This window comes from Pseudomonas sp. UBA5666 (assembly GCF_002420785.1).
GTDB lineage: Bacteria > Pseudomonadota > Gammaproteobacteria > Pseudomonadales > Pseudomonadaceae > Aquipseudomonas > Aquipseudomonas fulva.
Window position 1 is genome coordinate 84022 of sequence record NZ_DIIQ01000016.1, and the last position, 24435, is coordinate 108456.

Annotated in this window: 19 protein-coding genes; 11 read left to right on the plus strand and 8 right to left on the minus strand. The window is 64.5% G+C overall.

The window, feature by feature from the left end; translation table 11 throughout:
- Positions 1–96 precede the first annotated feature (96 nt).
- A complete protein-coding gene (locus tag B2Y33_RS10090) occupies positions 97–1311 on the minus strand; it encodes an MFS transporter (protein ID WP_028687091.1) in 1215 nt (404 codons plus the stop codon).
- Positions 1312–1568: 257 nt separating this feature from the next.
- Between B2Y33_RS10090 and B2Y33_RS10095 the strand changes: the two genes are divergently transcribed.
- A complete protein-coding gene (locus B2Y33_RS10095; RefSeq protein ID WP_206405583.1) occupies positions 1569–2867 on the plus strand; it encodes a serine hydroxymethyltransferase in 1299 nt (432 codons plus the stop codon).
- Between the two features lie 9 nt (positions 2868–2876).
- Here the strand turns inward: B2Y33_RS10095 and B2Y33_RS10100 are convergent, their stop codons facing one another.
- The gene (locus tag B2Y33_RS10100; RefSeq protein ID WP_196110430.1) at positions 2877–4373 is read right to left on the minus strand and encodes a PLP-dependent aminotransferase family protein; all 1497 of its coding nucleotides are present in this window, start codon (positions 4371–4373) and stop codon (positions 2877–2879) included.
- A 131-nt stretch (positions 4374–4504) separates the two neighbouring features.
- On the opposite strand from B2Y33_RS10100, the gene serC reads away from it, so the two are divergent.
- The 5 genes from serC (at position 4505) to glyA (ending at position 10290) form a co-directional block, all read left to right on the plus strand.
- On the plus strand, positions 4505–5587 hold the full coding sequence (gene serC / locus B2Y33_RS10105; RefSeq protein ID WP_049696592.1) for a 3-phosphoserine/phosphohydroxythreonine transaminase: 1083 nt from the start codon (positions 4505–4507) through the stop codon (positions 5585–5587).
- Between the two features lie 119 nt (positions 5588–5706).
- Positions 5707–6954, plus strand: a complete 1248-nt coding sequence (locus B2Y33_RS10110) for a benzoate/H(+) symporter BenE family transporter (RefSeq protein WP_028687088.1) — start codon at positions 5707–5709, stop codon at positions 6952–6954.
- Positions 6954–7796, plus strand: coding sequence for a YggS family pyridoxal phosphate-dependent enzyme (locus tag B2Y33_RS10115; RefSeq protein WP_028687087.1), 843 nt, complete (start codon positions 6954–6956; stop codon positions 7794–7796). The genes B2Y33_RS10110 and B2Y33_RS10115 overlap by 1 nt, the downstream gene beginning before the upstream one ends.
- Before the next feature lie 23 nt (positions 7797–7819).
- Positions 7820–9001, plus strand: a complete 1182-nt coding sequence (locus B2Y33_RS10120; RefSeq protein ID WP_125922771.1) for an aspartate aminotransferase family protein — start codon at positions 7820–7822, stop codon at positions 8999–9001.
- A 23-nt stretch (positions 9002–9024) separates the two neighbouring features.
- The gene (gene glyA / locus B2Y33_RS10125; RefSeq protein WP_027915429.1) at positions 9025–10290 is read left to right on the plus strand and encodes a serine hydroxymethyltransferase; all 1266 of its coding nucleotides are present in this window, start codon (positions 9025–9027) and stop codon (positions 10288–10290) included.
- Between the two features lie 254 nt (positions 10291–10544).
- Here the strand turns inward: glyA and B2Y33_RS10130 are convergent, their stop codons facing one another.
- The 3 genes from B2Y33_RS10130 to B2Y33_RS10140 all read right to left on the minus strand — a co-directional run bounded on the left by B2Y33_RS10130 (position 10545) and on the right by B2Y33_RS10140 (position 16303).
- A complete protein-coding gene (locus B2Y33_RS10130; RefSeq protein WP_206405584.1) occupies positions 10545–13349 on the minus strand; it encodes an FAD-binding and (Fe-S)-binding domain-containing protein in 2805 nt (934 codons plus the stop codon).
- Positions 13350–13423: 74 nt separating this feature from the next.
- Positions 13424–14569 carry an FMN-dependent L-lactate dehydrogenase LldD gene (gene lldD / locus B2Y33_RS10135; RefSeq protein WP_027915427.1) on the minus strand — a complete coding sequence of 382 codons (1146 nt, stop codon included), beginning with the start codon at positions 14567–14569 and terminating at the stop codon, positions 13424–13426.
- A gap of 63 nt (positions 14570–14632) precedes the next feature.
- The gene (locus B2Y33_RS10140; RefSeq protein ID WP_027915426.1) at positions 14633–16303 is read right to left on the minus strand and encodes a lactate permease LctP family transporter; all 1671 of its coding nucleotides are present in this window, start codon (positions 16301–16303) and stop codon (positions 14633–14635) included.
- Between the two features lie 254 nt (positions 16304–16557).
- Between B2Y33_RS10140 and B2Y33_RS10145 the strand changes: the two genes are divergently transcribed.
- Entirely contained in the window at positions 16558–17325 is a 768-nt protein-coding gene (locus B2Y33_RS10145) for an FCD domain-containing protein (RefSeq protein ID WP_027915425.1), read from the plus strand.
- A gap of 143 nt (positions 17326–17468) precedes the next feature.
- On the opposite strand, the gene smpB is transcribed toward B2Y33_RS10145, so the two are convergent.
- The gene (smpB, locus tag B2Y33_RS10150; RefSeq protein WP_023533119.1) at positions 17469–17951 is read right to left on the minus strand and encodes an SsrA-binding protein SmpB; all 483 of its coding nucleotides are present in this window, start codon (positions 17949–17951) and stop codon (positions 17469–17471) included.
- A 163-nt stretch (positions 17952–18114) separates the two neighbouring features.
- Between smpB and B2Y33_RS10155 the strand changes: the two genes are divergently transcribed.
- Complete coding sequence (locus B2Y33_RS10155; protein ID WP_027915424.1) at positions 18115–18555, plus strand: type II toxin-antitoxin system RatA family toxin; 441 nt, start codon at positions 18115–18117, stop codon at positions 18553–18555.
- A gap of 123 nt (positions 18556–18678) precedes the next feature.
- On the opposite strand, the gene B2Y33_RS10160 is transcribed toward B2Y33_RS10155, so the two are convergent.
- Positions 18679–19206, minus strand: a complete 528-nt coding sequence (locus B2Y33_RS10160; RefSeq protein ID WP_023533140.1) for an outer membrane protein assembly factor BamE — start codon at positions 19204–19206, stop codon at positions 18679–18681.
- A 97-nt stretch (positions 19207–19303) separates the two neighbouring features.
- On the opposite strand from B2Y33_RS10160, the gene fur reads away from it, so the two are divergent.
- Entirely contained in the window at positions 19304–19708 is a 405-nt protein-coding gene (gene fur, locus B2Y33_RS10165) for a ferric iron uptake transcriptional regulator (RefSeq protein ID WP_023533128.1), read from the plus strand.
- 102 nt (positions 19709–19810) lie between these two features.
- On the opposite strand, the gene recN is transcribed toward fur, so the two are convergent.
- A complete protein-coding gene (gene recN / locus B2Y33_RS10170) occupies positions 19811–21484 on the minus strand; it encodes a DNA repair protein RecN (protein WP_027915423.1) in 1674 nt (557 codons plus the stop codon).
- A gap of 193 nt (positions 21485–21677) precedes the next feature.
- Between recN and grpE the strand changes: the two genes are divergently transcribed.
- Together grpE and dnaK are read left to right on the plus strand one after the other, a co-directional pair.
- Complete coding sequence (gene grpE / locus B2Y33_RS10175; protein WP_027915422.1) at positions 21678–22235, plus strand: nucleotide exchange factor GrpE; 558 nt, start codon at positions 21678–21680, stop codon at positions 22233–22235.
- Positions 22236–22336: 101 nt separating this feature from the next.
- Positions 22337–24262 carry a molecular chaperone DnaK gene (gene dnaK / locus B2Y33_RS10180; protein WP_023533180.1) on the plus strand — a complete coding sequence of 642 codons (1926 nt, stop codon included), beginning with the start codon at positions 22337–22339 and terminating at the stop codon, positions 24260–24262.
- Positions 24263–24435: the final 173 nt, after the last annotated feature.

Here is a 24435-nt window from a genome sequence, read left to right on the forward strand (position 1 = left end):
TTGTTCAGTTTGATTACGCCGGCTGGCTGGCACACACAGGTGCGGGCGGCGCCCTTCAAGTTTGCGGTACAAATGTGTCGTTATTATTGCGTCAGGTCATTTAAATGAAAGTTGCAACGCAGTGACTTTGCGCTGCCGCGCCATTACCCATTCCTGCAACAATGTCAGGGCCACGGTCAGGCCCATGAAGGCGGCACTGGCCCAGAAAATCGCGTTGGGGTGGCCCTGGTCCAGCAACCAGCCGAACCCGACTGGCCCGATGGCGCCGCCGATGTTGAAACCCGTGGACACGATGCCGAAGGTCTTGCCTTCAGCCCCTTTGGTGGCGGCAGCCCGTACCAGCATGTCCCGTGACGGGGCGATCACGCCGGTCAAAAAGCCCGCTAGGCCCAGCACGGCAAGCAAGAGCGGCTCGCTCAGGCCCGCCGTGGCCACCAGCAACATCAGCATGCACGCCACCCCAAAAGCGCTGGCCGCCACCACCCCGTGACGCTGGGTGCGGTCGGCCAATGCACCGCCTGCCAGCACGCCGAATGCGCTGGCGAACAGGAAGGCGGTCAAGGCCGAGTTGGCCCAGTACAAGGCCACGCCCTGGCCCTGCATCAGGGCCGCGACGGAAAACTTTTCGATGGCGCCAGTGCTCAGGTTCAGCAGCACGAACAGCAGCGTCAGGCTGATGATCATCGGCGAGAGCAGCGCCACGCGTTGCGCCTGCACGGGCTTGGGTGCCGGGGCGGGCGGCGCGTCACTGACCTGGGCCAGTGCCGAGCCGGGTATCAATAGCAGGGCCAGTGCTGCAAAGCCCACCAGCGCTGCGGTCGCGAAGGCCATGGCCGGGCCGCTGGCCACCGCCACCCCCAGCAGCAACACCGGGGCCACCGCCGCGCCCAGAAAACCTGCAAAGGTGTGCACCGAGAACGCCTTGCCGATGTGCGCAGGGTTGATGTGTCGGGACAGCAGGGCATAGTCGGCAGGGTGGTAGACGGCATTGGCCACGCCCGCCAGCGCCATGCCCACCAGCAGGCAGGTGTAGCCGGGCAGCAGGGCAATCAACAGGAAGCTGCAACTGCCCAAGGCCAGGGCCATCAGCAGCAGGCGCCTGGCGCCATGGCGATCGACGGCAAACCCCATGGGGGCCTGCACCAGCGCGGTGACGATGTTGAACACGCTGAGGGCCAGGCCCAACGCCACATAATCCACGTTCAAAAAAGCAGGCAGCAGCGGAAAGAGCGCCGCCAGCACCATGATGTGCAGGTGGCTGACAAAGTGCGCTGCGGCGACTTGCGGCAACAGGCCGATACGTATCGTCATGGTGAAACCTGTAGGGGCATGAGCTGAGTCGGCGCAGAGCTTAATGAGGCTTTGGTCTTGTCGGGTAGTCCAATTAGTGGCAATAGGCCAGACCGCTTTGGCCCATCTTTCGCGCGTTCTGGCATGCCCAGGCCAGACGCCTGCTTGCCGGGCCAAGCCAGGTGGTCTGCAACAGCGCGGGTAATCGGTACGGTCGCAGGCGCCGCAGGCCGCTAGGGTAGTGCGGTTGTCGCCGGCGTTCAGACCAAGGAGTACACATGCCGCATTTCGCTTATAAAGAGGGCCACGCGCTGCCGGGCATCAGTGCCGCTGCGCTGCCGCAGGTGGACAGCGAGGTGTGGACCGCCATCGATGCCGAGCGGTTGCGCCAGGTGCAGTCCATCGAGCTGATCGCCGCCGAGAACGTGGTCAGCCGCGCGGTACTCGAAGCCCAAGGGTCGGTGCTGACCAACAAGTACGCCGAGGGGTACCCGGGGCGACGCTATTACGCCAGCTGCGGCAATGTGGATGTGGTCGAGGACCTGGCCACCGAGCGGGCCCGGCTGCTGTTCGATTGCAGCTATGCCAACGTGCAGCCTCACTCCGGCACCCAGGCCAACCAGGCGGTGTTCCTGGCGCTGCTGGAGCCGGAGGACAAGATCCTCGGGCTGGACCTGAAGTCGGGCGGGCACCTGTCCCACGGCGCGGCGTTCAACGTGTCCGGGCGTTGGTTCCAGGCGGTCAGCTACGGTGTGCACCCGCTGACGCACCTGGTTGACATGGACCAGGTGGCGCAGATCGCCCGCCGTGAGCGGCCACGGCTGATCATCGCCGGGGCGTCGGCCTATTCACGCACGCTGGATTTCGCCCGTTTTCGCGCCATTGCCGACGAGGTGGGGGCGTATCTGATGGCCGACATCGCCCACGTCGCCGGGCTGGTCGCAGGCGGCGCCTATCCCTCGCCAGTGCCCCATGCCCACGTCACCACGCTGAGCACCCACGCGACCCTGCGCGGCCCGCGCGGAGGGATGATCCTGTGCAACGACCAGACCCTGGCGCGCAAAATCAACGCGGCGGTGTTCCCCGGCCTGCAGGGCGCTGCACTGATGCACACGGTCGCGGCCAAGGCGGTGGCGCTGGGCGAGGCGCTGCAACCGGGTTTTGGCCCCTACGCCCATGCGGTGGTGGCCAATGCCCGGGCCTTGTGCGGGCGGCTGGCCGAAGGTGGCTTGCTGGTGGTGTCGGGCGGCACGGACTGCCACCTGGGGGTGATCGACCTGCGCCCCTGGGGCCTTGCCGGCAACGCCGCCGAGGGTGCGCTGGAGGCGGTCGGCATCACCGTGAACCGTAACGTCGTGCCCGGTGACGAGGTCAAGTCCAGCGTCACCTCGGGCATTCGCCTGGGCAGTGCGGCCTGTACCTCCCGGGGCATGGGCGAGGATGAGTTCCGCGAGATCGGGGACATGATCCTGGCCATGCTCGGGGGCGTGCGCAGCGGTGCCATGGACAGCCGCACCGAGCGCTCGATCCGCGAGGGCATCTTCGACCTGACCCGGCGTTTCAAGCTGCCTTACTGAACCCGGCGCTCAAAGCTTGAGGGCGTTGGCCAGGCGCAGCATGGCCGCTTCGATCTCGTAGGCCGTGAGCGAGGAATACCCCAGCAGCCAGCCGTGGGTCTGCGGCTCGCTCAGGTACAGGCTGCTCAGGCCCGACAGCTGCACGCCGGCCGTGGCCGCCTGGCGAATGGTCTTTTCTTCGGACCAGCCTGGCTTGAGCAGGCAGGGGATCTGCAAGCCACCTGGCGGCAGGTGGGCGGTGACCACCGGGCTCAGGTACTTGGCGATGGCGTCGTGCATCACCGCCCGGCGCCCGGCGTACAACTTGCGCATGGCACGCACGTGGGCGTTGTAGTGCCCGTCCTCCATGAAGCGCGCCAGGGTCAGCTGCAAGGTCTGCGGGGTGTGGCCATCCATCATGCTGCGGGCATAGGCGAAGGGCTTGACCAGTTCGGGCGGCAGCACGATGTAGCCCATGCGCAGGCCAGGGTAGAGGGTCTTGCTGAAGGTGCCGATGTACAGGGTGCGCTGGTAGCGGTCCAGGCCCTGCACGCAGGCGGTGGGCTGGCCGTCGTAGTGAAACTCGCTGTCGTAGTCGTCCTCGATGATCCACTTGGCTTTCTGCGCGGCCCAGTTGATCAGCTCCAGCCGGCGCTCCAGGGGCAGGGTCGCGCCGGTGGGGTACTGGTGCGAGGGGGTGACGTACACGCAATTGGCGCCGCTGCGGTCGGCGAACAGCAGGTCGGTGCGGATGCCCCGTTCGTCCACGTCGATGGGCAACACCTTGGTTTCGGCGATGGCGAACGCCTTGCGGGCGCCGTAGTAGCCGGGGTTTTCCAGCAGGATGGGTTTGCCGGCATCTACCAGCAATTGCGCGCACAGGTACAACGCCTGACGCGTACTGCTGAGCACCAGCACCTGGTCGGGGGTGCACGTGGCCCCGCGTTCGAGGTTCAGGTAGGTGGCGATGGCCTTGCGCAGGGGTTCGGCGCCTTGCGGGTCACCGTGCAGCAGGACGCTGGCGCGGTAGTCCTTGACCACTTGACGCTGCAGCCGCTCCCAGACGTCGGTGGGGAAGCTGCGGGTTTCCGGCAGGCCGGTGGCGAAGGCCTTGATCACTTGCTGGTCACGCACGCCGCCGGTCTCGAAGATCATGCGCCCGCGCTGGCTGAGTTCGGCGCCGGGCGCGACCACGCTGCGCCGCACCTCCTGGGTCCTTTGCCGGCGTGGGCCGGCCCCGCGCAATTCGGCGCCCACCGTGTCGCACACGTAGCTGCCCGCGCCGCCGCGGCGCACGATGAAACCGTCCCGGTGCAGCTGTACGTAGGCGTTTTCGACGGTATCGCGGGCGCAGCCCAGAGACTTGGACAGCGCACGGGTGGAGGGCAGTTTCAGGCTCGGGCCCAGCGCGCCATCCAGGATCAACGCACGCAAGGCACGCTGGATGCGCTGGTGCAGGTCCAGCAGCTGAAACTCGGCGTCGTTGAGCCGAATCTTCAGGGTGTCCAGCGCGAAGGTCTTCGCCATGTGGTCTGCTCTCCATCCATGAACTGGCAGGTAAGGGCAGGCCAGTTTATCCGTAGACTCCGGCCTTCGCCACCCAGGCCTGGCCTGGTATTCACCGCGTCGGCGCGTTCACGCACAGGAGCCCACCCACCATGGCACGGTCACACAATTTCAGCGCAGGCCCCACCGCAGTCCCTCTGGAAGTGCTCAACCAGGCGTACGACGAGTTTCACGATTTTGCCGGCACGGGCATGTCCATCATGGAGATGAGCCACCGCTCGCCCATCTTCCGCGCCATTGCCGAGCAGACCGAGGCCGACCTGCGCGAGCTGCTGGAGGTGCCGGCGCACTACCGCGTGCTGTTCGTGCAGGGCGGCGCTTCGTTGCAGTTCGCCCAGGTGCCCATGAACCTGGCCGGGGACAACGGCAGCGTGGACTACCTGCACACCGGGTTGTGGTCGGGCAAGGCGATCGAGGCGGCGCGCCAGTATGGCGAGGTGCGCGTGGTCGCCAGTGCCCAGGGCACCGGCTTTGACCGGGTGCCGGCGGTCGCGCACTGGCAGCTGAACCCCAAGGCGGCCTACCTGCACTACACCGAGAACGAAACCGTGCACGGCGTGCAGTTCACCGAAGCGCCCGCCAGCGAGGCGCCGCTGGTGTGCGATGCCTGTTCGAGCCTGCTGTCCAAGCCCATCGACATCGCACGCCATGGTCTGGTGTATGCCGCCGCCCAGAAGAACATGGGCGTGGCCGGGCTGACGGTGGTCATCATGGACCCGGCGCTGCTGGATCGCTGCCATGGGTTCACCCCGGACATCCTCAACTACGCGCGCATCAGCGATGCCCAGTCGATGCTCAATACGCCCGCCACCTTCCCCTGGTACCTGACCGGCCTGACGTTGCAGTGGATCAAGCGCAGCGGGGGCTTGCAGGTGCTGCACCAGCGCAACCAGACCAAAGCCAGCCTGCTGTACGAAACCCTCGACGGCAGCGACGGCTTCTACCGCAACCCGGTGCAGCCGGCCTATCGCTCGATCAACAACGTGCCGTTCCGGCTGGCCGATGAAGCACTTCAAGCGGTCTTCCTGCGCGAGGCCGAGGCGGCCGGGCTGCATGGCCTGAAGGGCCACGCCAGCGTCGGCGGCATTCGCGCCAGCCTGTACAACGCCATCTCCGTCGAAGCGGTGGCCGCCCTGTGCGAGTTCATGGGGGCGTTCGCCCGCAGGTACGGTTGAGCGCACTGAAAGTGGTCTGGTCCGCCCCGGTGAAGCGTCGGGGTAAAACCAGCCAATCTGCGGCTATAAATGACTGCCTACCGCAGCCGGATACAGCGTCTAGCAAGGAGCCAAGACCTATGTCATCTACTCGTACCCCCTCGCCCCTGCGCCTGCAGGACCTGCTGCACCCGGTGGTGGCCGGGCTCATTTCGGTGATCGTCAACTATGGCGGCACTTTCATTCTGGTGTTCCAGGCTGCCAAGGTTGCAGGGCTCAGCCCCGAGCTGACCGCCTCGTGGGTGTGGTCGGTGTCCATCGGCGTGGGCGTGACCGGGCTGCTGCTCAGCTGGGTCAGCCGCGAGCCGATCATCACGGCCTGGTCCACGCCGGCGGCGGCGTTCCTGATCGTGGCCCTGGCCACCACGCCCTACGCCGAGGCGGTGGGGGCGTACATGGTGTCGGCGGTGGCCTTCGTGCTGTTGGGCGTCTCGGGTTACTTCGAAAAGGCCGTGCGCCTGATTCCGCCCGGGGTGGCCGCGGGCCTGCTGGCCGGCATCCTGTTGCAGTTCGGTATCGGCGCTTTCGCCAGCATGAGCGTCGACCCGTTGCTGGTCGGGCTGCTGATCGGGGCGTACATCGTGTTCAAGCGCCTGAGCGCTCGCTATGCCGTGGTGGGCATCCTGGTGCTGGGGCTGGTGTACCTGGTGATGCAGGGCCGGGTCGATTTCGCTGGGCTGTCCCTGGCATTCGCCACGCCGGTATTCACCCGCCCCGAGTTCTCGCTCAACGCACTGCTGAGCGTGGCGCTGCCGCTGTTTCTGATCACCCTGACCGGCCAGTACATGCCCGGCATGCTGGTGTTGCGCAACGACGGGTTCCGCACCAGTGCCAATCCGATCCTCGGCATCACCGGGCTGGGCTCGCTGTTGATGGCGCCGTTCGGCTCCCACGCCTTCAACATCGCCGCCATCACCGCCGCCATCTGCACCGGCAAGGAAGCGTCCGAAGACCCGTCCAAGCGCTGGGTGGCCGGTGTGGCCGCCGGCATCTTCTACATCCTGGTGGGCATTTTCGGCGTGACGCTGGCGGCGGTGTTCATGGCCTTTCCGGCCACCTTCATCACCACCCTGGCGGGGCTGGCCCTGCTGGGCACCATCGGCGGCAGCCTGGCCAACGCCATGCTCGATGCAAAAGCGCGCGAGGCGTCGTTGATCACCTTCCTGGCCTGTGCGGCCAACATCACCCTGCTGGGCATCGGCGGTGCGTTCTGGGGGCTGGTGATCGGCCTTGTGGCCTACGCCGTGCTCAACGGTCGCCTGCCACGCCGGGCCAAGGCCGCCCAGGCAGAACCGGCCGCAGTGCCCACCAAAGGAGCGACGAATTGATGACCGAGTACGCCGAAGACCTCACCACCCTGCATGCGCGCCATGGCCGCTATCCGCAGGCCAACACCGTCGAGGATTTTCGCCGCAACCTGGCCGCCGTGCATGAGCGCATCGCCCGGGCCTGCGAGCGGGTCGGGCGAGACCCGGCCGAAGTGCGCCTGCTGCCGGTCAGCAAGACCTTCGACGAAGCCCACCTGCGCCTGGCCTATGCCGCCGGTTGCCGCCTGCTGGGCGAGAACAAGGTGCAGGAGGCCCAGCGCAAGTGGGAAGCCATGGCCGACCTGCAGGACTTGCAGTGGTCGGTGATCGGCCACTTGCAGACCAACAAGGCCAAGCAGGTGGCGCGTTTTGCCAGTGAGTTCCAGGCGCTGGATAGCCTGCGCGTGGCCGAGGTGCTGGACCGCCGGCTGCGCATCGAAGGGCGGCAGATGGATGTGTTCGTCCAGGTCAACACCTCGGGCGAGGCCAGCAAGTACGGGCTGGTGCCCGATGACGTGGCGGCGTTTCTACAGGCGCTGCCCGCGTTCCCGGCGCTGCGTGTGCGCGGCCTGATGACCCTGGCGCTGTTTTCGGCCGACGCCGCGCGGGTACGCCCGTGCTTCGTGTTGCTGCGTGAGCTGCGCGACCAACTGCGCGCCACTGCGCCTGAAGGGGTGTCGTTGCAGGAGCTGTCGATGGGCATGTCGGGTGATTTCGAAGTGGCCATCGAGGAGGGCGCCACGGTGGTGCGCGTCGGCCAGGCGATCTTCGGCGCCCGCGCCATGCCCGATGCCTACTACTGGCCCACCGCCGATGCCGCGCCGCACCCGGACGCTACTCCGTCGCTGGCCACCAGCCATTGACCACTCTGTACAGGAAACCTGCAATGTCTGCTGCTCCCGCTTACCTCATGCACACCTCAGCCCGCCAACCAGTTGCGTTCAGCCGGGGCCAGGGCGCCTTGTTGTGGGATTCGCACGGGGTCGAGTACCTCGATGCCATCGCCGGGGTGGCCGTGACCAGCCTGGGGCACGCCAACCCCGAGATCGCCTCGGCCCTGGCCGAACAGGCCGACGTGCTGCTGCACACCACCAACATGTTTCGTATCCCATGGCAGGAACAGCTAGGCGAGCGCCTGTGCCGGCTCTCGGGCATGGAGCGGGCGTTCTTCTGCAACTCTGGCGCCGAGGCCAACGAGGCCGCGCTCAAGCTGGCGCGCTTGCACGCCACGGCCCGCAACGTCGCCCAACCCCAGGTGCTGGTGATGGAAAACAGCTTCCATGGGCGTACCCTGGCAACCCTGGCCGCCACCGGCAACCCGGCCGTTCACCGCGGTTTCGAGCCGCTGATGCCAGGCTTCATCCGCGTGCCCTACGATGACATCGAAGCGGTGCGCCAGGTGGCGGCCAATTCGCCCAACGTGGTGGCCGTGCTGGTCGAGCCCGTGCAGGGTGAGGGCGGTGTGCATCCGGCGTCGGCGGGCTATCTGCAAGCGTTGCGCCAGCTGTGCGACGCGCACGACTGGCTAATGATGATCGACGAGGTGCAGACCGGCATGGGCCGTACCGGCACCTGGTTCGGTTTCCAGCACGCCGGCATCGAGCCCGACGTCATCACCCTGGCCAAGGCCCTGGGCAATGGCTTCCCCATCGGCGCGTGCCTGGCCCGAGGCAAGGCCGCCGAGCTGTTTTCCCCCGGCCACCATGCCTCCACCTTCGGCGGCAACCCGCTGGCCTGCCGCGTGGGCTGCACGGTGGTGGACATCATGCAGCGCGATCAGCTGCCGCAGCGCGCTGCGGTGCTGGGCCAGCGTTTGCTGGCGGCCTTGCAGCTGGCGCTGGGCGGGCACCCTGAAGTGGTGTCGGTGCGCGGTCTGGGCCTGATGGTCGGCATCGAGCTCAACCGCCCCTGCGCCGAGCTGGTGGACCGGGCCCGGGACGAGCAACACCTGCTGATCACCGTCACCCGCGGTACCACCGTGCGCCTGCTGCCACCCCTGATCTGCTCCGAGGTGCAGATCGACGACATCGCTGCACGCCTCACCCGCTTGCTGTCACCCCAAGCCTGATTCAGAACAAGGACGCTTAACCCATGTACGACTCGACGCTGACCCTCAACGCCTTCGATCCAGAGCTGCACGCCTCGATTCGCAACGAAGTGAATCGCCAGGAAGACCACATCGAGCTGATCGCCTCGGAAAACTATGCCAGCCCCTTGGTGATGCAGATCCAGAGCACGGTGCTCACCAACAAGTACGCCGAAGGCTATCCCGGCAAGCGCTACTACAGTGGTTGCGAATACGTGGACGTGGCCGAAAGCCTGGCCATCGAGCGGGTCAAGGCCCTGTTCAACTGCGACTACGCCAACGTGCAGCCCCACGCCGGCGCCCAGGCCAACGCGGCGGTGTTTTTGGCGCTGATCCAGCCAGGCGACACCGTGATGGGCATGAACCTGGCCCAGGGCGGGCACCTGACCCACGGCAACCCGGCCAACTTCTCGGGCCGCCACTACAAGATCGTGCCCTACGGCCTGGACCCTGAAACGGGTTTTCTCGACTATGACGAGATGGAGCGCATCGCGCTGGAAACCCGCCCGAAGATGCTCATCGGTGGTTTCTCGGCCTACTCGCGCTACAAGGACTGGGCACGCATGCGCAGCATCGCCGACAAGGTCGGGGCGATCTTCTGGGTGGACATGGCCCACGTGGCCGGGCTGGTTGCCGCAGGCGAATACCCAGACCCGCTGCCCCACGCCCATGTGGTCACCAGCACCACCCACAAGACCCTGCGCGGCCCGCGCGGCGGCCTGATCCTGTCCAAGGGGCAGGACGAAAGTTTCTACAAGAAGCTCGACTCGGCGGTATTCCCGGGTGTCCAGGGTGGCCCACTGATGCACCAGATCGCGGCCAAGGCCGTGGCCTTCAAGGAAGCGCTGTCGCCGGCATTTCGCAGTTACCAGACCCAGGTGGTGACCAATGCCCGGGCCATGGCCAAAGTGTTGCAGGCGCGCGGGTACAAGATCGTGTCGGACGGGACCGACAACCACATGATGCTGATCGACCTGTCGGCCAAGCCCTACACGGGTAAGGAAGCCGATGCGGCCTTGAGCAGCGCCTATATCACGGCCAACAAGAACTCGGTGCCCAACGACCCGCGTTCGCCGTTCGTGACCTCGGGGCTGCGCATCGGTACACCGGCGGTGACCACGCGAGGGTTCGATGTAGAGGCGTGCGAGCAGGTGGCGGGGTGGCTGTGTGATGTGCTCGATGCCCTGGAAACCGGGCGCAGTGACGAGGTGGGGCACCATGTGCGTGAGCAGGTGGTTGCGCTGTGCCGTCGTTATCCGGTTTATGGTTGAGAGGATGGGGGCCTGGCACCGGCGGTGTCGGGGTGTTTGAGGCAGGTTTTTTGACCTGTGTGAAAGGGCTGCCTGGCAGCCCTTTTTTGTTGCTGGGTTTGCTGTGCCGTCGAGTCCGGGATGAAGACCGCCGGGGCCGCTATGCGGCCCATCGCGGCACAAGGCCGCTCCTACAGGGATTTGCTTATTCGAAAGCTACCGGGATCTACTGTGGGAGCGGCCTCGTGCCGCGATGGGCCGCATAGCGGCCCCAACTACCGCGCCCGAGTGACCCGATCCACCAGATACACCAGCCCGTGATAATCGATGCCACTGTGGGTCGACAAGCCAATTTCACAGGTGCGGCTGGTGGAGATGCCTTCACCGCAGTACTGCACCGCATTCTTCAGGCTGCGCAAGGCATGGGCATTGAGCTCAGGGGTGGTGAAGCCCTTGTCGCCGGCAAACCCGCAGCAATGAATCCCTTCAGGTATCACCACCTGCGTGCTGCACCGCCGCGCCAGGTCGATCAGCGCCTGGCTTTCGCCCAGGTGCTGCGTACTGCAGGTCACATGCACGGCGACCGGTTCATCCTGCGGAGTGAAGGTGAGCCGATCGACCAGGTGCGTACGGATGAAACGCACCGGGTCGTACAGGTCCAAACGGGTATCCCCCAGGTCCTGGACCAGGCGCAGGGTGCAGGGGCTGGTGTCGCAATAGATCGGGTCCAGGCCGCCCCGGCTGGCGTGCAGCAGTGCATTGATCAGCTCCTGGCGCTTGTGTTCAGCCTGCTCAGGGTAGCCTTTGGAGGCGAAGGGCTGGCCGCAGCACAGGCTTTCGGCATTGTCAGGGAAGACCACCTGATACCCTGCCTTCTCCAGCAGGCTGCGGGTCTTGTCGAGCAACGAGCTCTGCTCGCGATCGGCATACGCCGGGCCCATGACCTTGGACACGCAGGCAGCCAGGTAAACCACGCGAGGGCGCGGGTCGTTGCTCGCCTCACCCACGCGCACAGGGCGCACAGGCTGGGGCATGGCCGGGGTCCAGCGGGGCATGCGCCCTTTGCTGGTCTTGCTCAGGGCGGCGCTCAAGCGGTTCAGGCGCGGCGCGCCCAGCAGCTTGCGGGCGGTATTGGCGGCGGTCAGGGACAGGCGCGCGCCGCCCATGGCCGTCTTGAAGTGTTCGGCCAACCAGTCGGCGGCCTTGCCATGTTCGGCCGCCTGGGCGCGCAGCTTCTTGACCAGCTCGCCGGTGTTGATGCCCACCGGGCAGCGCTGGGCACACAGCCCCGTGGCGGCGCAGGTATCCATGCCCTGGTACTGGAAGGTGTCGCGCAGCGCGCGGGTGTCCTGGCCGTCGCGCTCCCTGGCCTGGATATCCCGCCACATGACGATGCGCTGGCGCGGGCTGAGGGTCAGCCCCTTGGACGGGCACACCGGTTCGCAGAACCCGCATTCGATGCATTTGTCGACGATCGCGTCGGCAGCCGGCAGCGGCTTGAGGTGCTTGAGGTGGATGGCCGGGTCTTCGCTGAGCACCACATCGGGGTTGAGAATGCCGTTGGGGTCGAGCAGGCGCTTGAGCTGCCACATCAGCTGGTAGGCATCCTGGCCCCATTCGAGCGCTACGAAGGGCGCCATGTTGCGGCCGGTGCCGTGCTCGGCCTTGAGCGAGCCGCCGAACTCCACGGCCACCAACTGCGCCACGTCGTCCATGAAGGCCTGGTAGCGCGCCACTTCCTCGGCGCTGTTGAAACCCTGGGTGAAGACGAAGTGCAGGTTGCCTTCCAGCGCATGGCCGAAAATGATTGCCTCGTCGTAGCGGTGCTGGTCGAACAGCTGGATCAGCCGGTTGACGCCTTCGGCCAGTTGCTCGACGGGGAAGGTGACGTCTTCGATGATGACCGTGGTGCCGGTCTGGCGCACGGCGCCCACGGCGGGGAAGGTGTCCTTGCGGATCTTCCACAACTGGTTGTACACCACCGGGTCTTCGCTGAAATCCACTTGCTGTTCCAGGGGGAACTCGGCAATCGAGGCCATCACCTGGTGCATTTGCTCGTGCAGCAGGGTCTGGCTGGCGGCGCGGGATTCGATCAACAGGGCGCAGGCGTTGGCCGACAGGCCCTTGACCCACACCGGCATGCCGGCCATGTCCTGCACCGAGCGCAGGCTGCGCCGGTCCAGCAACTCCACGGCCGATACGGGCTGGCGCTTGAGGATCGGCACGGCGCGGCAGCAGCTTTCGACACTGGGGAACACCAGCAGGGCGCTGGCCTTGTGCGGGTGGTCGGGCACGGTGTCGTAGGTCACCGCGCTGATGAAGCCCAGGGTGCCCTCGGAGCCGACCAGCAGGTGCTGCAGGATATCGAGCGGCTGGTCGAAATCCACCAGGGCATTGAGCGACAGGCCGGTGGTGTTCTTGAGCCGGTACTTGTGCCGGATGCGCTCGGCCAGGGCCGTATTGGCGCGGGTCTCCCGACCCAGGCGGGCGAGGGCGTCGAGCAAGGGGGCGTGGCTGTTCTGGAAGGCCGCGACGCTGGCCGGGTCCTCGCTGTCCAGGCAGGTGCCGTCGGCCAGCACCAGGCGCAGACCGGCCAGGGTGTGGTAGGTGTTCTGCGCCGTGCCGCAGCACATGCCGCTGGCGTTGTTGGCGACGATACCGCCAATCTTGCAGGCATTGATCGAGGCGGGGTCGGGGCCGATCTTGCGCCCGAACGGCGCCAGCCAGGCGTTGGCCTGGGCGCCGATGACACCCGGCTGCAGCCTGATCTGTTCGCCCTGGCCGCGCACCTCGCGCCCGTTCCAGTTATCGCCCAGCACGATCAGGACCGAATCGCTGATGGCCTGGCCGGACAAGCTGGTGCCGGCGGCGCGGAAGGTGATGGGCACCCGCTCGCGCTGGGCCAGCTTGATCAGCCCGACCACCTCGTCCTCGGACTCCACCCGCACCACCAGCTTGGGGATCAGGCGATAGAAGCTGGCATCGGTGCCGAAGGCCAGGGTAGAGGTCGGGTCGTCGAAGCGACGCTCGGCAGGTATCAGGCGCTCGGCATCGCGCAGAAACGCAGCAGGCAGGCTCATGCAGTCTCCTCGCGGGGCCGCGGCGTCTGGTGCGGCGCGTGCCCCGGTAATCAGGCGGTGTTTCAGGCAGGCGCTCAGGCGCCGAATTCGCGTACCAGCGAGTCGCGGGTGATCTCGCCGATGGACTTGGTGCCGGTCAGCACCATGGCCACGCGCATTTCTTTCTCGAACAGCTCCAGCAGGTTCTTCACCCCGGCCTGGCCATGAACGGCCAGGGCATACAGGAAGGCCCGGCCGATCAGCACGGTGTCGGCGCCCAGGGCGATCATGCGCACCACGTCCAGGCCGCTGCGAATGCCCGAGTCGGCCAGGATCTTCAGGTCGCCCTTCACCGCGTCGGCAATCGCCGGCAAGGCGCGGGCGCTGGACAGCACGCCGTCGAGCTGGCGGCCACCGTGGTTGGACACGACGATACCGTCGGCGCCGAACTTGACCGCATCGCGGGCATCGTCGGCATCGAGGATGCCCTTGATGATCATCGGGCCGTCCCAGAATTCGCGGATCCACTCCAGGTCGCGCCAGGAAATGGACGGGTCGAAATTGTTGGCCAGCCAGCCGATGTAGTCGGCCAGGCCCGTAGGGTTGCCCCGGTAGGTGGAGATGTTGCCCAGATCGTGCGGGCGGCCCATGACGCCCACGTCCCATGCCCACTGCGGGTGGGTCATGGCTTGCAGCATACGCCGCAGCGGGCCGTTCTTGCCGCTCATGCCCGAGTGGGCATCGCGGTAGCGGGCGCCGGGGGTGGGCATGTCGACGGTGAACACCAGGGTGCGAACGCCGGCAGCCTTGGCGCGCTCCAGGGCATTGCGCATGAACCCGCGGTCCTTGAGCACGTACAGCTGGAACCACATCGGCCGGTCGATGGCCGGGGCCACTTCTTCGATGGGGCAGACCGAAACGGTGGACATGGTGAACGGGATGCCGTGGGCAGCAGCCGCACGCGCCGCCTGCACTTCGCCACGGCGGGCGTACATGCCGGTCAGGCCGACCGGGGCCAGGGCCACAGGCATGCTCAGGGTTTCACCGAACAGCTCGGTCTGCAGGCTGAGTTCGGACATGTTCTTCAGCACGCGCTGGCGCAGGGCGATGCTGGCCAGGTCCGAAACGTTATGGCGCAGGGTGTGCTCGGCGTAGGCGCCGCCATCGGCATAGTGGAACAGGAAGGGCGGCAACTTGCGTTGGGCGGCGGCGCGGTAATCGGTAGAGGCAGAAATGATCATGGGCTCTCGCAGCTTGGCAGGTGAGTAAGGCCGGGCAATGTGGGCTGCCCGGCCCCTTTCACTTTAGTGATGAACCAGCATGCCGGTCAGCCAGTAGGCCTGCACCAAGGTGATCAGGCCGACGATGGTGGCGAAGAACAGGCTGTGCTTGACGGTGAAGCGGAACAGGTCGGACTCCTTGCCCACAAGGCCGGTGGCGGCGCACGCCACGGCGATCGACTGCGGCGAAATCATCTTGCCGGTCACGCCGCCGCTGGTGTTGGCTGCAACCAGCAGGGTGTCGTTCACGCCGATCTGGTGCGCGGTGGTGGCTTGCAACGAGCTGAACAGGGCGTTGGAGGAAGTATCCGAACCGGTCAGGAACACCCCCAGCCAGCCCAGGAACGGCGAGAAGAACGGGAACGCCGCGCCGGTGCCGGCCAGTACCAGGGCCATGGTCGAGGACATGCCGGAATAGTTGGTCACGAAGGCGAAGGCCAGCACCATGCCGATGGACAGAATGGGCCAGCGCAGCTCGAAGAGTGTTTCCTTGAAAGTGGTCAGACCAGTCTTGACGTTGATCTTGAGCACGGCCATGGAGATCAGTGCCGACAGGAAGATCGCGGTGCCCGTGGCAGAAATCGGGTCGAGCTTGAACACGGCCGGCATGGCCGTAGGTGCAGCCACGATGGGGACCGTTTTGATCACCAGTTGGTCGAGGTGCGGGATGGCGAAGTTGAACACGAAGTTGTACATCGCACCGCCCGGGGCAAACGCGGCCTTGAAGGGCTTGAGGGTCCAGATCGTCACCAGCACCGTGAGGATCAGGAACGGCGACCAGGCCTTGAAGATTTCACCCAGGCTGTAGGGGCTTGGCTGGCTGCCACCGGTTTGCACCACGGCCGCGCCGACGCTGCCGGTGGCCGCCGCGAACGAACGCTTGGGCTGCCACACTTTCAGGAACAAGGTCAGGGCGATCAGGCTGGCCAGGGCCGAGGTGATGTCAGGGAGTTCCGGGCCGATGAAGTTCGAGGTGAAGTACTGGGTGACGGCGAAGCTCAAGCCGGCCACCAGGGCAGCAGGCCAGGTTTCCTTCACGCCGCGCAGGCCGTCCATCATGAACACCAGCCAGAACGGCACGAACAGCGACAGCAACGGCAGCTGGCGACCAGTCATGGCGCCAATGTGGAAGGCGTCGATGCCGGTGACCTGGCCTGCCACGATGATCGGGATGCCCAGCGCGCCGAAGGCGACCGGTGCGGTGTTGGCGATCAGGCACAGGCCTGCGGCGTACAGCGGGTTGAAGCCAAGGCCCACCAGCAGCGCGGCGGTGATCGCCACCGGTGCACCAAAGCCGGCCGCCCCTTCCAGGAAGGCGCCGAAGCAGAAGCCGATCAGCAACACCTGCAGGCGCTGGTCGTCGGTGATCGACAGCACCGAACTGCGGATCACCTCGAACTGGCCGCTCTTGACCGTGAGTTTGTACAGGAACACGGCCGCGACGATGATCCAGGCGATGGGCCACAGACCATAGAGGAAGCCGTAGCCGGCAGCCGCCAGGGCCATGTCGACAGGCATCTGGAAAGCGAAGATCGCCACCAGGATCGACAAGCCCAAGGTGATGCTGCCGGCGACATGGCCCTTGAGACGGAAGACGGCCAGGGCCAGGAAGAAGAAGACGATGGGGATGACTGCCGCCAGTGCGGACAGGCCGAGACTGCCCAGCGGGCTGTAGAGTTGTTGCCAGGTTTGCATATGGGGTGGCCCCTAATTGTTGTTGGTCATGCGCCGGCCCTGGATAATTGGTAAGACCAATTTACAATGGCTCGCCGCTAGGTTAAAAGCGCACACGGGGGTGTGTCAATTTGTCCGAGGCAGCACTTTGGTCGAATGCCGATGAGCGGGCAGGTGATGTGGCGTGAAAATCGAGCGCTGGTGGGTGTCGGCCGGCTGTGGATCGGCGAGAATGGATGCCCCGGATATCAGCCGGGATTCGTGGAGAGCGTGTGATGGTTTTTGATCAGGTCCGCCAGCGGCGCCTGTCCGACGACATTGTCGATCGGTTGGAAGGGATGATTCTGGAAGGCACGTTGACGTCGGGCCAGCGGCTGCCAGCCGAACGCGTGCTGGCCGAGCAGTTTGGGGTATCACGCCCGTCGTTGCGCGAAGCGATCCAGAAGCTGGTGGCCAAGGGGTTGCTGGTCAGCAAGCAAGGCGGCGGCAACTATGTGGCGCAGTCGCTGGGCTCCACGTTCAGTGACCCGTTGTTGCAACTGCTCGAACACAGCCCTCAGGCGCAACACGACCTGCTGGAGTTTCGCCATACCCTGGAGGCGTCTTGTGCCTACTACGCGGCCCAGCGCGCCACCGCACCCGACCGGGCTCGCTTGAAGGAGGCGTTCGACGTGCTGCAGGACTGCTACGCACGGGTGGGGGAGGTCACGCGGGCCGAAGAAGGCGCCGCCGATGCGCGCTTTCACCTGGCCATTGCCGAGGCCAGTCACAATGCCGTGCTGCTGCACACCATTCGCGGCTTGTTCGACCTGCTCAAGCGCAACGTGGTCACCAACATCGGTGGCATGTACCAGCAACGCAGCGAAACGCGCGACATGCTGATCAGCCAGCACCGGGAGTTGTACCTGGCGATTGTCGAAGGCAGGGCTGAGGATGCGCGTGAGGTGTCCAGCCGGCACATTCTGTACGTGCAGGAGGTGCTCGAAGAGGCGCATGAAGAGGCGCAGCGGGTCGCACGGGCGGAGCGGCGCAACGGGCACTGAGGGTATGTGTGCGGGCGAGTGTACGCATGAACAGGTGGCCGCTGTGGGCGGCGCGCTGTTCACGGCAGGTAAGCTTCCCCTTGATGAAACGATCGGGCAACTAGTTGCCCCTATCATCACTCGGCGGGGAAGAGGGGCAAGCGCTAGTCTTCCTTGCCCTTGTTGCGCACGGCCCGCTGCAGCTCGCGGTTGGAATCGCGTTCGCGCACGGTATCGCGCTTGTCGTATTCCTTCTTGCCCTTACCCAGTGCGATTTCGCACTTGATCAGGTGCTTGCTCCAATACAGCGCCAATGCCACGCAGGTATAACCCTTTTGCGCCACGGCCGCTTCGAGCCGCTCGAGCTCACGCTTGTTGAGCAGCAGCTTGCGGGTGCGGATGGGGTCTGCGATGACGTGGGTGCTGGCGGTGGTCAGCGGGGTGATGTGGCTGCCGAACAGCCAGGCCTCACCGTCCTTGAGCAGCACGTAGCTGTCAACGAGGTGCGCCTTGCCGGCTCGCAGGCTTTTTACTTCCCAGCCGGACAGGACCAGCCCGGCCTCGAACTTGTGTTCGATGAAGTAATCGTGTCGCGCTTTCTTGTTCTGCGCGATGGTCCCGGTCGGATGTTTTTTTTGCTTAGCCATAGGGTCGGCATTATAGGCAAGTCCGCGCGTCGTCCGCTATGGGATTTCTGCGTGCTTGAGCCACTGGAATGAATACCGGACAATGCAGGCACTGTCATAGGTACAGAACCTGTAATCGGAATGCTGCGAAGCACCGCCACCCAGCCTAGGAAGTGACGCCTGGATGACTACCCATATTCAACGCTCCGCCCTGCTGCCGTATCCTGCCCAGGCCTTGTACGACCTGGTAAACGATGTAGCCAGCTACCCGGACTTCTTGCCCTGGTGTTCCGACTCGACGGTGCTCGAAGCCAGCGAAACCCACATGCGCGCCAAGCTCGAGGTGGCCAAAGGCGGTATCAGCCAGCACTTCGTTACCCGCAATGTGCTGGTGCCGGGGGAATCCATCGAGATGAACCTGGAGGAGGGGCCGTTCACCCAGCTGCATGGCATCTGGGTGTTCAAGCCGCTGGGCGAGAAGGCCTGCAAGATCAGCTTGGACCTGTCGTTCGACTATGCCGGCTCATTTGTGCGCGCCACGCTGGGGCCGCTGTTCAATCAGGCAGCCAATACCCTGGTGGATGCGTTCTGCGAGCGTGCCAAGCAGTTGTACGCTGCTTCGTAAGGTCTGCAATCGAGGTATCGCCACGCGCCTCCAGTGGCAGGAGGCGGTGACGTTTGATTGGCAGCGTTTATTGCAGCAATGAAAAAGCCCGGACACTGTCCGGGCTTTTTTGTATCAGCGCGTTTAGCGCGTTTCCAGCGGTGCCGGTGTCGGCACGGGCGTGGTTTCGATGGTGTCGATCTCGCGCTGGATGGATTCCTCGACCGAGCCTGGTTTGGCCGGTTTTTCTTCCGGCTGGGCTGCCGGCTGCTCGCCGTTGGCGCCTGGGCTGACCGTGGTGTCACCGCTGCCACCGAGGATTTCCTGGTCGCGGCTGACGCCCGGCATGAAGTCGCCAGACAGGCTTACCAGCTGGTCGCTTTCATTGAAGAAAATGCTCATGCGTTCCTGTTGGCGCTGACCGCCACCAGGTTGCAGGCTGTAGAGGTAATCCCACCGGTTGGTGTGGAACGTATCCTGAATCAGAGGGTTACCCATGATAAACCGCACTTGCCGCCGGGTCATTCCCGGACGCAATTGGTCTATCATGTCTTGCGTGACGACATTGCCCTGCTGGATGTCGATTTTGTAAACCCCGGGAAACGAGCAACCGGCGAGTGCGAGCAGTCCCACGAAGGTGAGGCTGGTTAGCAAGAGCTTGGTGTTTTGCATCGGTGGGCGACTTCCACTATCTTGGCTGGACAACGTAAACACCGATCATACCCGTATTAAGAGAAGCTGCGAAGCAGCATCGGCGAGAAAGCTGACCATGGTTGAAAATAGCGAATTGCGCAAAGCCGGTCTCAAGGTGACCCTGCCTCGAGTCAAGATCCTTCAAATGCTCGACTCTGCCGAGCAGCGTCACATGAGCGCCGAAGATGTGTACAAGGCCCTCATGGAGGCAGGCGAGGATGTTGGCCTGGCCACCGTGTACCGTGTACTGACCCAGTTCGAAGCAGCAGGTCTGGTGGTTCGCCACAACTTCGACGGCGGTCATGCAGTGTTTGAACTGGCCGATGGCGGTCACCACGACCATATGGTCAACGTGGATACCAGTGAAGTCATCGAGTTCATGGACGCCGAGATCGAGAAGCGTCAGCGTGAAATTGTCGAAGAGCACGGTTTCGAGCTGGTGGACCACAACCTGGTCCTTTATGTGCGTAAGAAGAAGTAACGATTACTTCGTTCTTAAACAGCAAAGGCGACCCTAGGGTCGCCTTTGTTTTTTCTGCAAGCGGTGGTGTTGGCCGTTACCCCGGCCCTTTGCCGAATGACTTCAGGCCTTGCCGCTGACCACCATCTTGCGCGCATGGGCCAGCGATTCCTTGGTCAGGTCGATGCCACCCAGCATGCGCGCCACTTCCTCGACTCGTTCGCGTTTGCCAAGGCTGGCCACAGCCGTGTGCGTGGTATCGCTCTCGCGGACCTTGTGCACGAACAGGTGATGATGGCCTTGCGCGGCCACCTGGGGCAGGTGGGTGACGGTCAACACCTGGCCGCGCTCGCCCAGGCGACGCAACAGTTGGCCCACGATTTCCGCCGTCGGCCCGCCGATACCTACGTCCACTTCGTCGAATACCAAGGTAGGGATGCGCGAGGTCTGGGCCGTGATGACCTGGATCGCCAGGCTGATCCGGGACAGTTCGCCGCCCGAGGCGACTTTGGACAGCGCCTTGAGGGGTTGGCCGGGGTTGGCACTGACCAGCAATTCGATCTGCTCGAGCCCATTGGGTGAAAGGTCGGCCGTCTCATTGGGCGTGAGCTGAATGCAGAAGCGACCGCCAGGCATGCCCAGGCGCTGGATTTCCTGCTCGACAGCCTCTGCCAGCTGCTTGGCGGCATGCTGACGCAGCCCGCTCAGTTCGCGGGCCTTCTCTTTATAGTGCTGAGCGAATGCAGCCATCTCTTCGCCCAGGCGTTCCAGCGATTCGTCGCTGGCGTTGAGCCCTTCGAGTTCCTCCATCAACTGCTGCTGCAGGTGAGGTAGCTCTGTGGGGTGCACCCGGTGCTTGCGCGCCAGGGTATAGATGGTGTCGAGGCGTTCTTCCAGGGCCTGCAGGCGCATGGGGTCGGCATCGAAGTTGTCGAGGAAACGGTTGAGCTCGCCCACGGCTTCTTCCACCTGAATCTGCGCGCTGGCAATCAGGTTGGCCGCTTCCGACAGTGCCTTGGGGGCATTGCTGGCAGCGCCCAACCGGTTGAGGCTGGAGGTGAGCGCGCCAAGCACATTGCCCGAATCGCTTTCACTGCACTGGTCGATGACCTGGCGGCAAATGCCGAACAGGGCCTCGGCGCTGGTGAGGTTCTTGTGCTCCTGCTCCAGGTGCTCCAGCTCGTTTTCGCCCAGGCCCAGGTTGTCCAGCTCTTCGAGCTGGTAGCTGAGCAGCTGGTGACGGGCCCGCTGTTCGTCGCCGGAATTGGACAGGCGCTCCAGTTCGAGTCGCGTCTGGTTCCAGCGCTTGGCCGCCATTTGCACCTGCCGGGCCAGGTCGATGGCCCCGGCGTACTCGTCGAGCAGGCGCCGGTGGGTGTCGGCCTTGAGCAGGGACTGGTGCTCATGCTGGCTGTGGATGTCTATCAGCAGCTCGCCCAGGGCCTTGAGGTCGCCGAGCGGGCAGGGCGTGCCGTTGATGTAGCCACGGCTGCGGCCTTCGGCAGTGATGACACGCCGCAGGATGCACAGCCCGTCGCTGGCGAGGTCGCGTTCGGCCAGCCAGGTGTGGGCTTCGGGAATGTCGACCAGGTCGAACGTGGCGAGGATGTCGGCCTTGTCGGTGCCGGGGCGTACCACACCGCTGTCGGCGCGGTCGCCCAGGGCCAGGCCCAGGGCATCGAGCATGATCGACTTGCCCGCACCTGTCTCGCCCGTGATCACGGACATGCCGCGGGCGATTTCCAGGTCGAGGTGTTCGACGATGGCGTAGTTGTGAATGGACAGGTGCACCAGCATGAGGGCGACTCCAGAAAGTCATGTCTGGTTATTTATACAGTAGTTTTTTCCAGCCTGCCAATGCCCTTTTGGCGCAAACGCTTGAAGGCGTAAAAACCGGGTTGCCCCTTGAAGCTGTATTTTCCGGCCCCATATACGCCACATCACCGGCGAGCCTGGCTCGCAGTCCACCAAATTGCGCAGGAGATATCCCATGGCTGATGAGCAGCTGAACGAGAAAGACCTCAACGTCGAGCAAACCGGTGCCGACAACGCAGCTGATGCCCGCGTGCTGGAACTCGAAGAACAGCTGGCCGCGGCCAAGGACCAATCGCTGCGTACCGTGGCCGAACTGCAGAACATCCGCCGTCGTGCCGAGCAGGATGTGGAAAAGGCGCACAAGTTCGCCCTGGAAAAATTCTCCACCGACCTGCTGCCTGTGATCGACAGCCTGGAACTGGCCCTGGCTCACTCCAGCGCCCAGGACGAACACGTCAAGCAGATCCGCGAAGGCGTCGAGCTGACCCTGAAGATGTTCCAGGACACCCTCAAGCGCTACAACCTCGAGGCCATCGACCCGCACGGCCAGCCGTTCAACCCTGAGCATCATCAGGCCATGGCCATGCAGGAAAACGCCGAGGTCGAACCCAACAGCGTATTGAACGTGTTCCAGAAGGGCTACCTGCTCAACGGCCGCCTGCTGCGCCCCGCCATGGTGGTGGTCAGCAAGGCGCCGAGCGCAGCGCAACCTTCTATCGATGAAAAGGCTTGAAATCCTTCCGGGCATCCCCATCTAGGTGTCAAGCCTTCAAGTATTACCGCAGTTGGCCACAGTAGCCGCTGCTACCTCATTCAAGTTTCGGGAGAGTTAACATGGGCAAGATCATCGGTATCGACCTGGGGACCACCAACTCGTGCGTCTCCGTGCTGGAAAACGGTAACGTCAAAGTCATCGAGAACGCCGAGGGTGCGCGTACCACCCCCTCGATCGTGGCCTACGCCAACGACGGCGAAATCCTGGTCGGCCAGTCGGCCAAGCGCCAGGCCGTGACCAACCCGCACAACACGCTGTTTGCCGTCAAGCGCCTGATCGGCCGCCGCTTCGAAGAAGACGTCGTGCAGAAAGACATCAAGCTGGTGCCTTACAAGATCGTCAAGGCCAACAACGGCGACGCCTGGGTTCAGGCCAGCGGCAAAGACATGGCCCCGCCGCAGATCAGCGCTGAAGTGCTGAAGAAAATGAAGAAGACCGCCGAAGACTACCTCGGCGAGCCTGTGACCGAAGCGGTCATCACCGTGCCGGCCTACTTCAACGACAGCCAGCGTCAGGCCACCAAGGACGCCGGCCGCATCGCCGGTCTGGACGTCAAGCGCATCATCAACGAGCCGACCGCCGCTGCACTGGCCTACGGCATGGACAAGGCCAAGGGCGACCACACCGTCATCGTCTATGACCTGGGTGGTGGTACCTTCGACGTATCGGTCATCGAAATTGCCGAAGTCGACGGCGAGCATCAGTTCGAAGTACTGGCCACCAACGGCGACACCTTCCTGGGTGGCGAAGACTTCGACATGCGCCTGATCGACTACCTTGTCGACGAGTTCAAGAAAGAGTCCGGCATGGACCTGAAGAACGACCCGCTGGCCCTGCAGCGCCTGAAGGAAGCTGCTGAAAAGGCCAAGATCGAGCTGTCCTCGGCCCAGTCGACCGACGTCAACCTGCCGTACATCACTGCAGATGCAACCGGTCCGAAGCACTTGAACGTGAAGATTTCCCGCGCCAAGCTGGAATCGCTGGTCGAAGACCTGGTCAGCCGCACCATCGAGCCTTGCCGCATTGCGCTCAAGGACGCCGGTATCGACGCCAGCAAGATCGACGACGTGATCCTGGTCGGTGGCCAGACCCGTATGCCGCTGGTTCAGAAAGCCGTTGCCGACTTCTTCGGCAAGGAAGCGCGCAAGGACGTGAACCCGGACGAAGCCGTTGCCATGGGTGCCGCCATCCAGGGCGCAGTATTGGCCGGTGACGTGAAGGACGTTCTGCTGCTGGACGTCAGCCCGCTGACCCTGGGTATCGAAACCATGGGCGGCGTGATGACCTCGCTGATCGAGAAGAACACCACCATCCCGACCAAGAAGTCGCAGGTGTTCTCGACGGCCGACGACAACCAGGGCGCCGTGACCATTCACGTGCTGCAAGGCGAGCGCAAGCAGGCAGCACAGAACAAGTCGCTGGGCAAGTTCGACCTGGCTGACATTCCGCCAGCACCCCGTGGCGTGCCGCAGATCGAAGTGACCTTCGACATCGACGCCAACGGCATCCTGCACGTCAGCGCCAAAGACAAGGCCACTGGCAAGTCGCAGTCCATCGTCATCAAGGCCAACTCCGGCCTGTCGGACGACGAAATCGAGCGCATGGTGCGTGACGCCGAGGCCAACGCCGAGGAAGACCGCAAGTTCGAAGAGCTGGCCGCTGCCCGTAACCAGGGTGATGCACTGGTTCACTCGACCCGCAAGATGGTCGCCGACGCGGGTGACAAGGTCACCGCCGAAGAAAAGACTGCCATCGAAGCGGCCGTGGTCGCCCTGGAAACCGCCGTCAAAGGCGACGACAAGGCTGCCATCGACGCCAAGGTCGAAGAGCTGTCCAAGGTCTCTGCACCGGTTGCCCAGAAGATGTACGCCGAGCAGTCGGCTGAACAGCCTCAGGGCGGCGCGCAGCAGGCCGAGCCGGAAGCCAAGCACGATGACGTGGTGGACGCCGAGTTCGAAGAAGTGAAAGACAACAACAAGCAGTAATTCCTGCAAGTTGTCGGCCAGTGCACCGCCGTTTGGCGGTGAACTGGTAGGATGTCGCCGCGCGGGGGCTTGCTCCCGCGTTGACGTATCTGGAATTCGAGAATTTTTGCAGCATTTGTCAGCCCCTCATGGGGAGCAGGTGCTGACGGCGCGGCGCAGATGCCGGACGCCCA

Bases quoted from the DNA above. Each gene is read 5' to 3' on its own strand.
- B2Y33_RS10090 (WP_028687091.1), bottom strand. From the start codon at position 1,311: ATGACGATACGTATCGGCCTGTTGCCGCAAGTCGCCGCAGCGCACTTT.
- B2Y33_RS10095 (WP_206405583.1), top strand. From the start codon at position 1,569: ATGCCGCATTTCGCTTATAAAGAGGGCCACGCGCTGCCGGGCATCAGT.
- B2Y33_RS10100 (WP_196110430.1), bottom strand. From the start codon at position 4,373: ATGGCGAAGACCTTCGCGCTGGACACCCTGAAGATTCGGCTCAACGAC.
- serC (WP_049696592.1), top strand. From the start codon at position 4,505: ATGGCACGGTCACACAATTTCAGCGCAGGCCCCACCGCAGTCCCTCTG.
- B2Y33_RS10110 (WP_028687088.1), top strand. From the start codon at position 5,707: ATGTCATCTACTCGTACCCCCTCGCCCCTGCGCCTGCAGGACCTGCTG.
- B2Y33_RS10115 (WP_028687087.1), top strand. From the start codon at position 6,954: ATGACCGAGTACGCCGAAGACCTCACCACCCTGCATGCGCGCCATGGC.
- B2Y33_RS10120 (WP_125922771.1), top strand. From the start codon at position 7,820: ATGTCTGCTGCTCCCGCTTACCTCATGCACACCTCAGCCCGCCAACCA.
- glyA (WP_027915429.1), top strand. From the start codon at position 9,025: ATGTACGACTCGACGCTGACCCTCAACGCCTTCGATCCAGAGCTGCAC.
- B2Y33_RS10130 (WP_206405584.1), bottom strand. From the start codon at position 13,349: ATGAGCCTGCCTGCTGCGTTTCTGCGCGATGCCGAGCGCCTGATACCT.
- lldD (WP_027915427.1), bottom strand. From the start codon at position 14,569: ATGATCATTTCTGCCTCTACCGATTACCGCGCCGCCGCCCAACGCAAG.
- B2Y33_RS10140 (WP_027915426.1), bottom strand. From the start codon at position 16,303: ATGCAAACCTGGCAACAACTCTACAGCCCGCTGGGCAGTCTCGGCCTG.
- B2Y33_RS10145 (WP_027915425.1), top strand. From the start codon at position 16,558: ATGGTTTTTGATCAGGTCCGCCAGCGGCGCCTGTCCGACGACATTGTC.
- smpB (WP_023533119.1), bottom strand. From the start codon at position 17,951: ATGGCTAAGCAAAAAAAACATCCGACCGGGACCATCGCGCAGAACAAG.
- B2Y33_RS10155 (WP_027915424.1), top strand. From the start codon at position 18,115: ATGACTACCCATATTCAACGCTCCGCCCTGCTGCCGTATCCTGCCCAG.
- B2Y33_RS10160 (WP_023533140.1), bottom strand. From the start codon at position 19,206: ATGCAAAACACCAAGCTCTTGCTAACCAGCCTCACCTTCGTGGGACTG.
- fur (WP_023533128.1), top strand. From the start codon at position 19,304: ATGGTTGAAAATAGCGAATTGCGCAAAGCCGGTCTCAAGGTGACCCTG.
- recN (WP_027915423.1), bottom strand. From the start codon at position 21,484: ATGCTGGTGCACCTGTCCATTCACAACTACGCCATCGTCGAACACCTC.
- grpE (WP_027915422.1), top strand. From the start codon at position 21,678: ATGGCTGATGAGCAGCTGAACGAGAAAGACCTCAACGTCGAGCAAACC.
- dnaK (WP_023533180.1), top strand. From the start codon at position 22,337: ATGGGCAAGATCATCGGTATCGACCTGGGGACCACCAACTCGTGCGTC.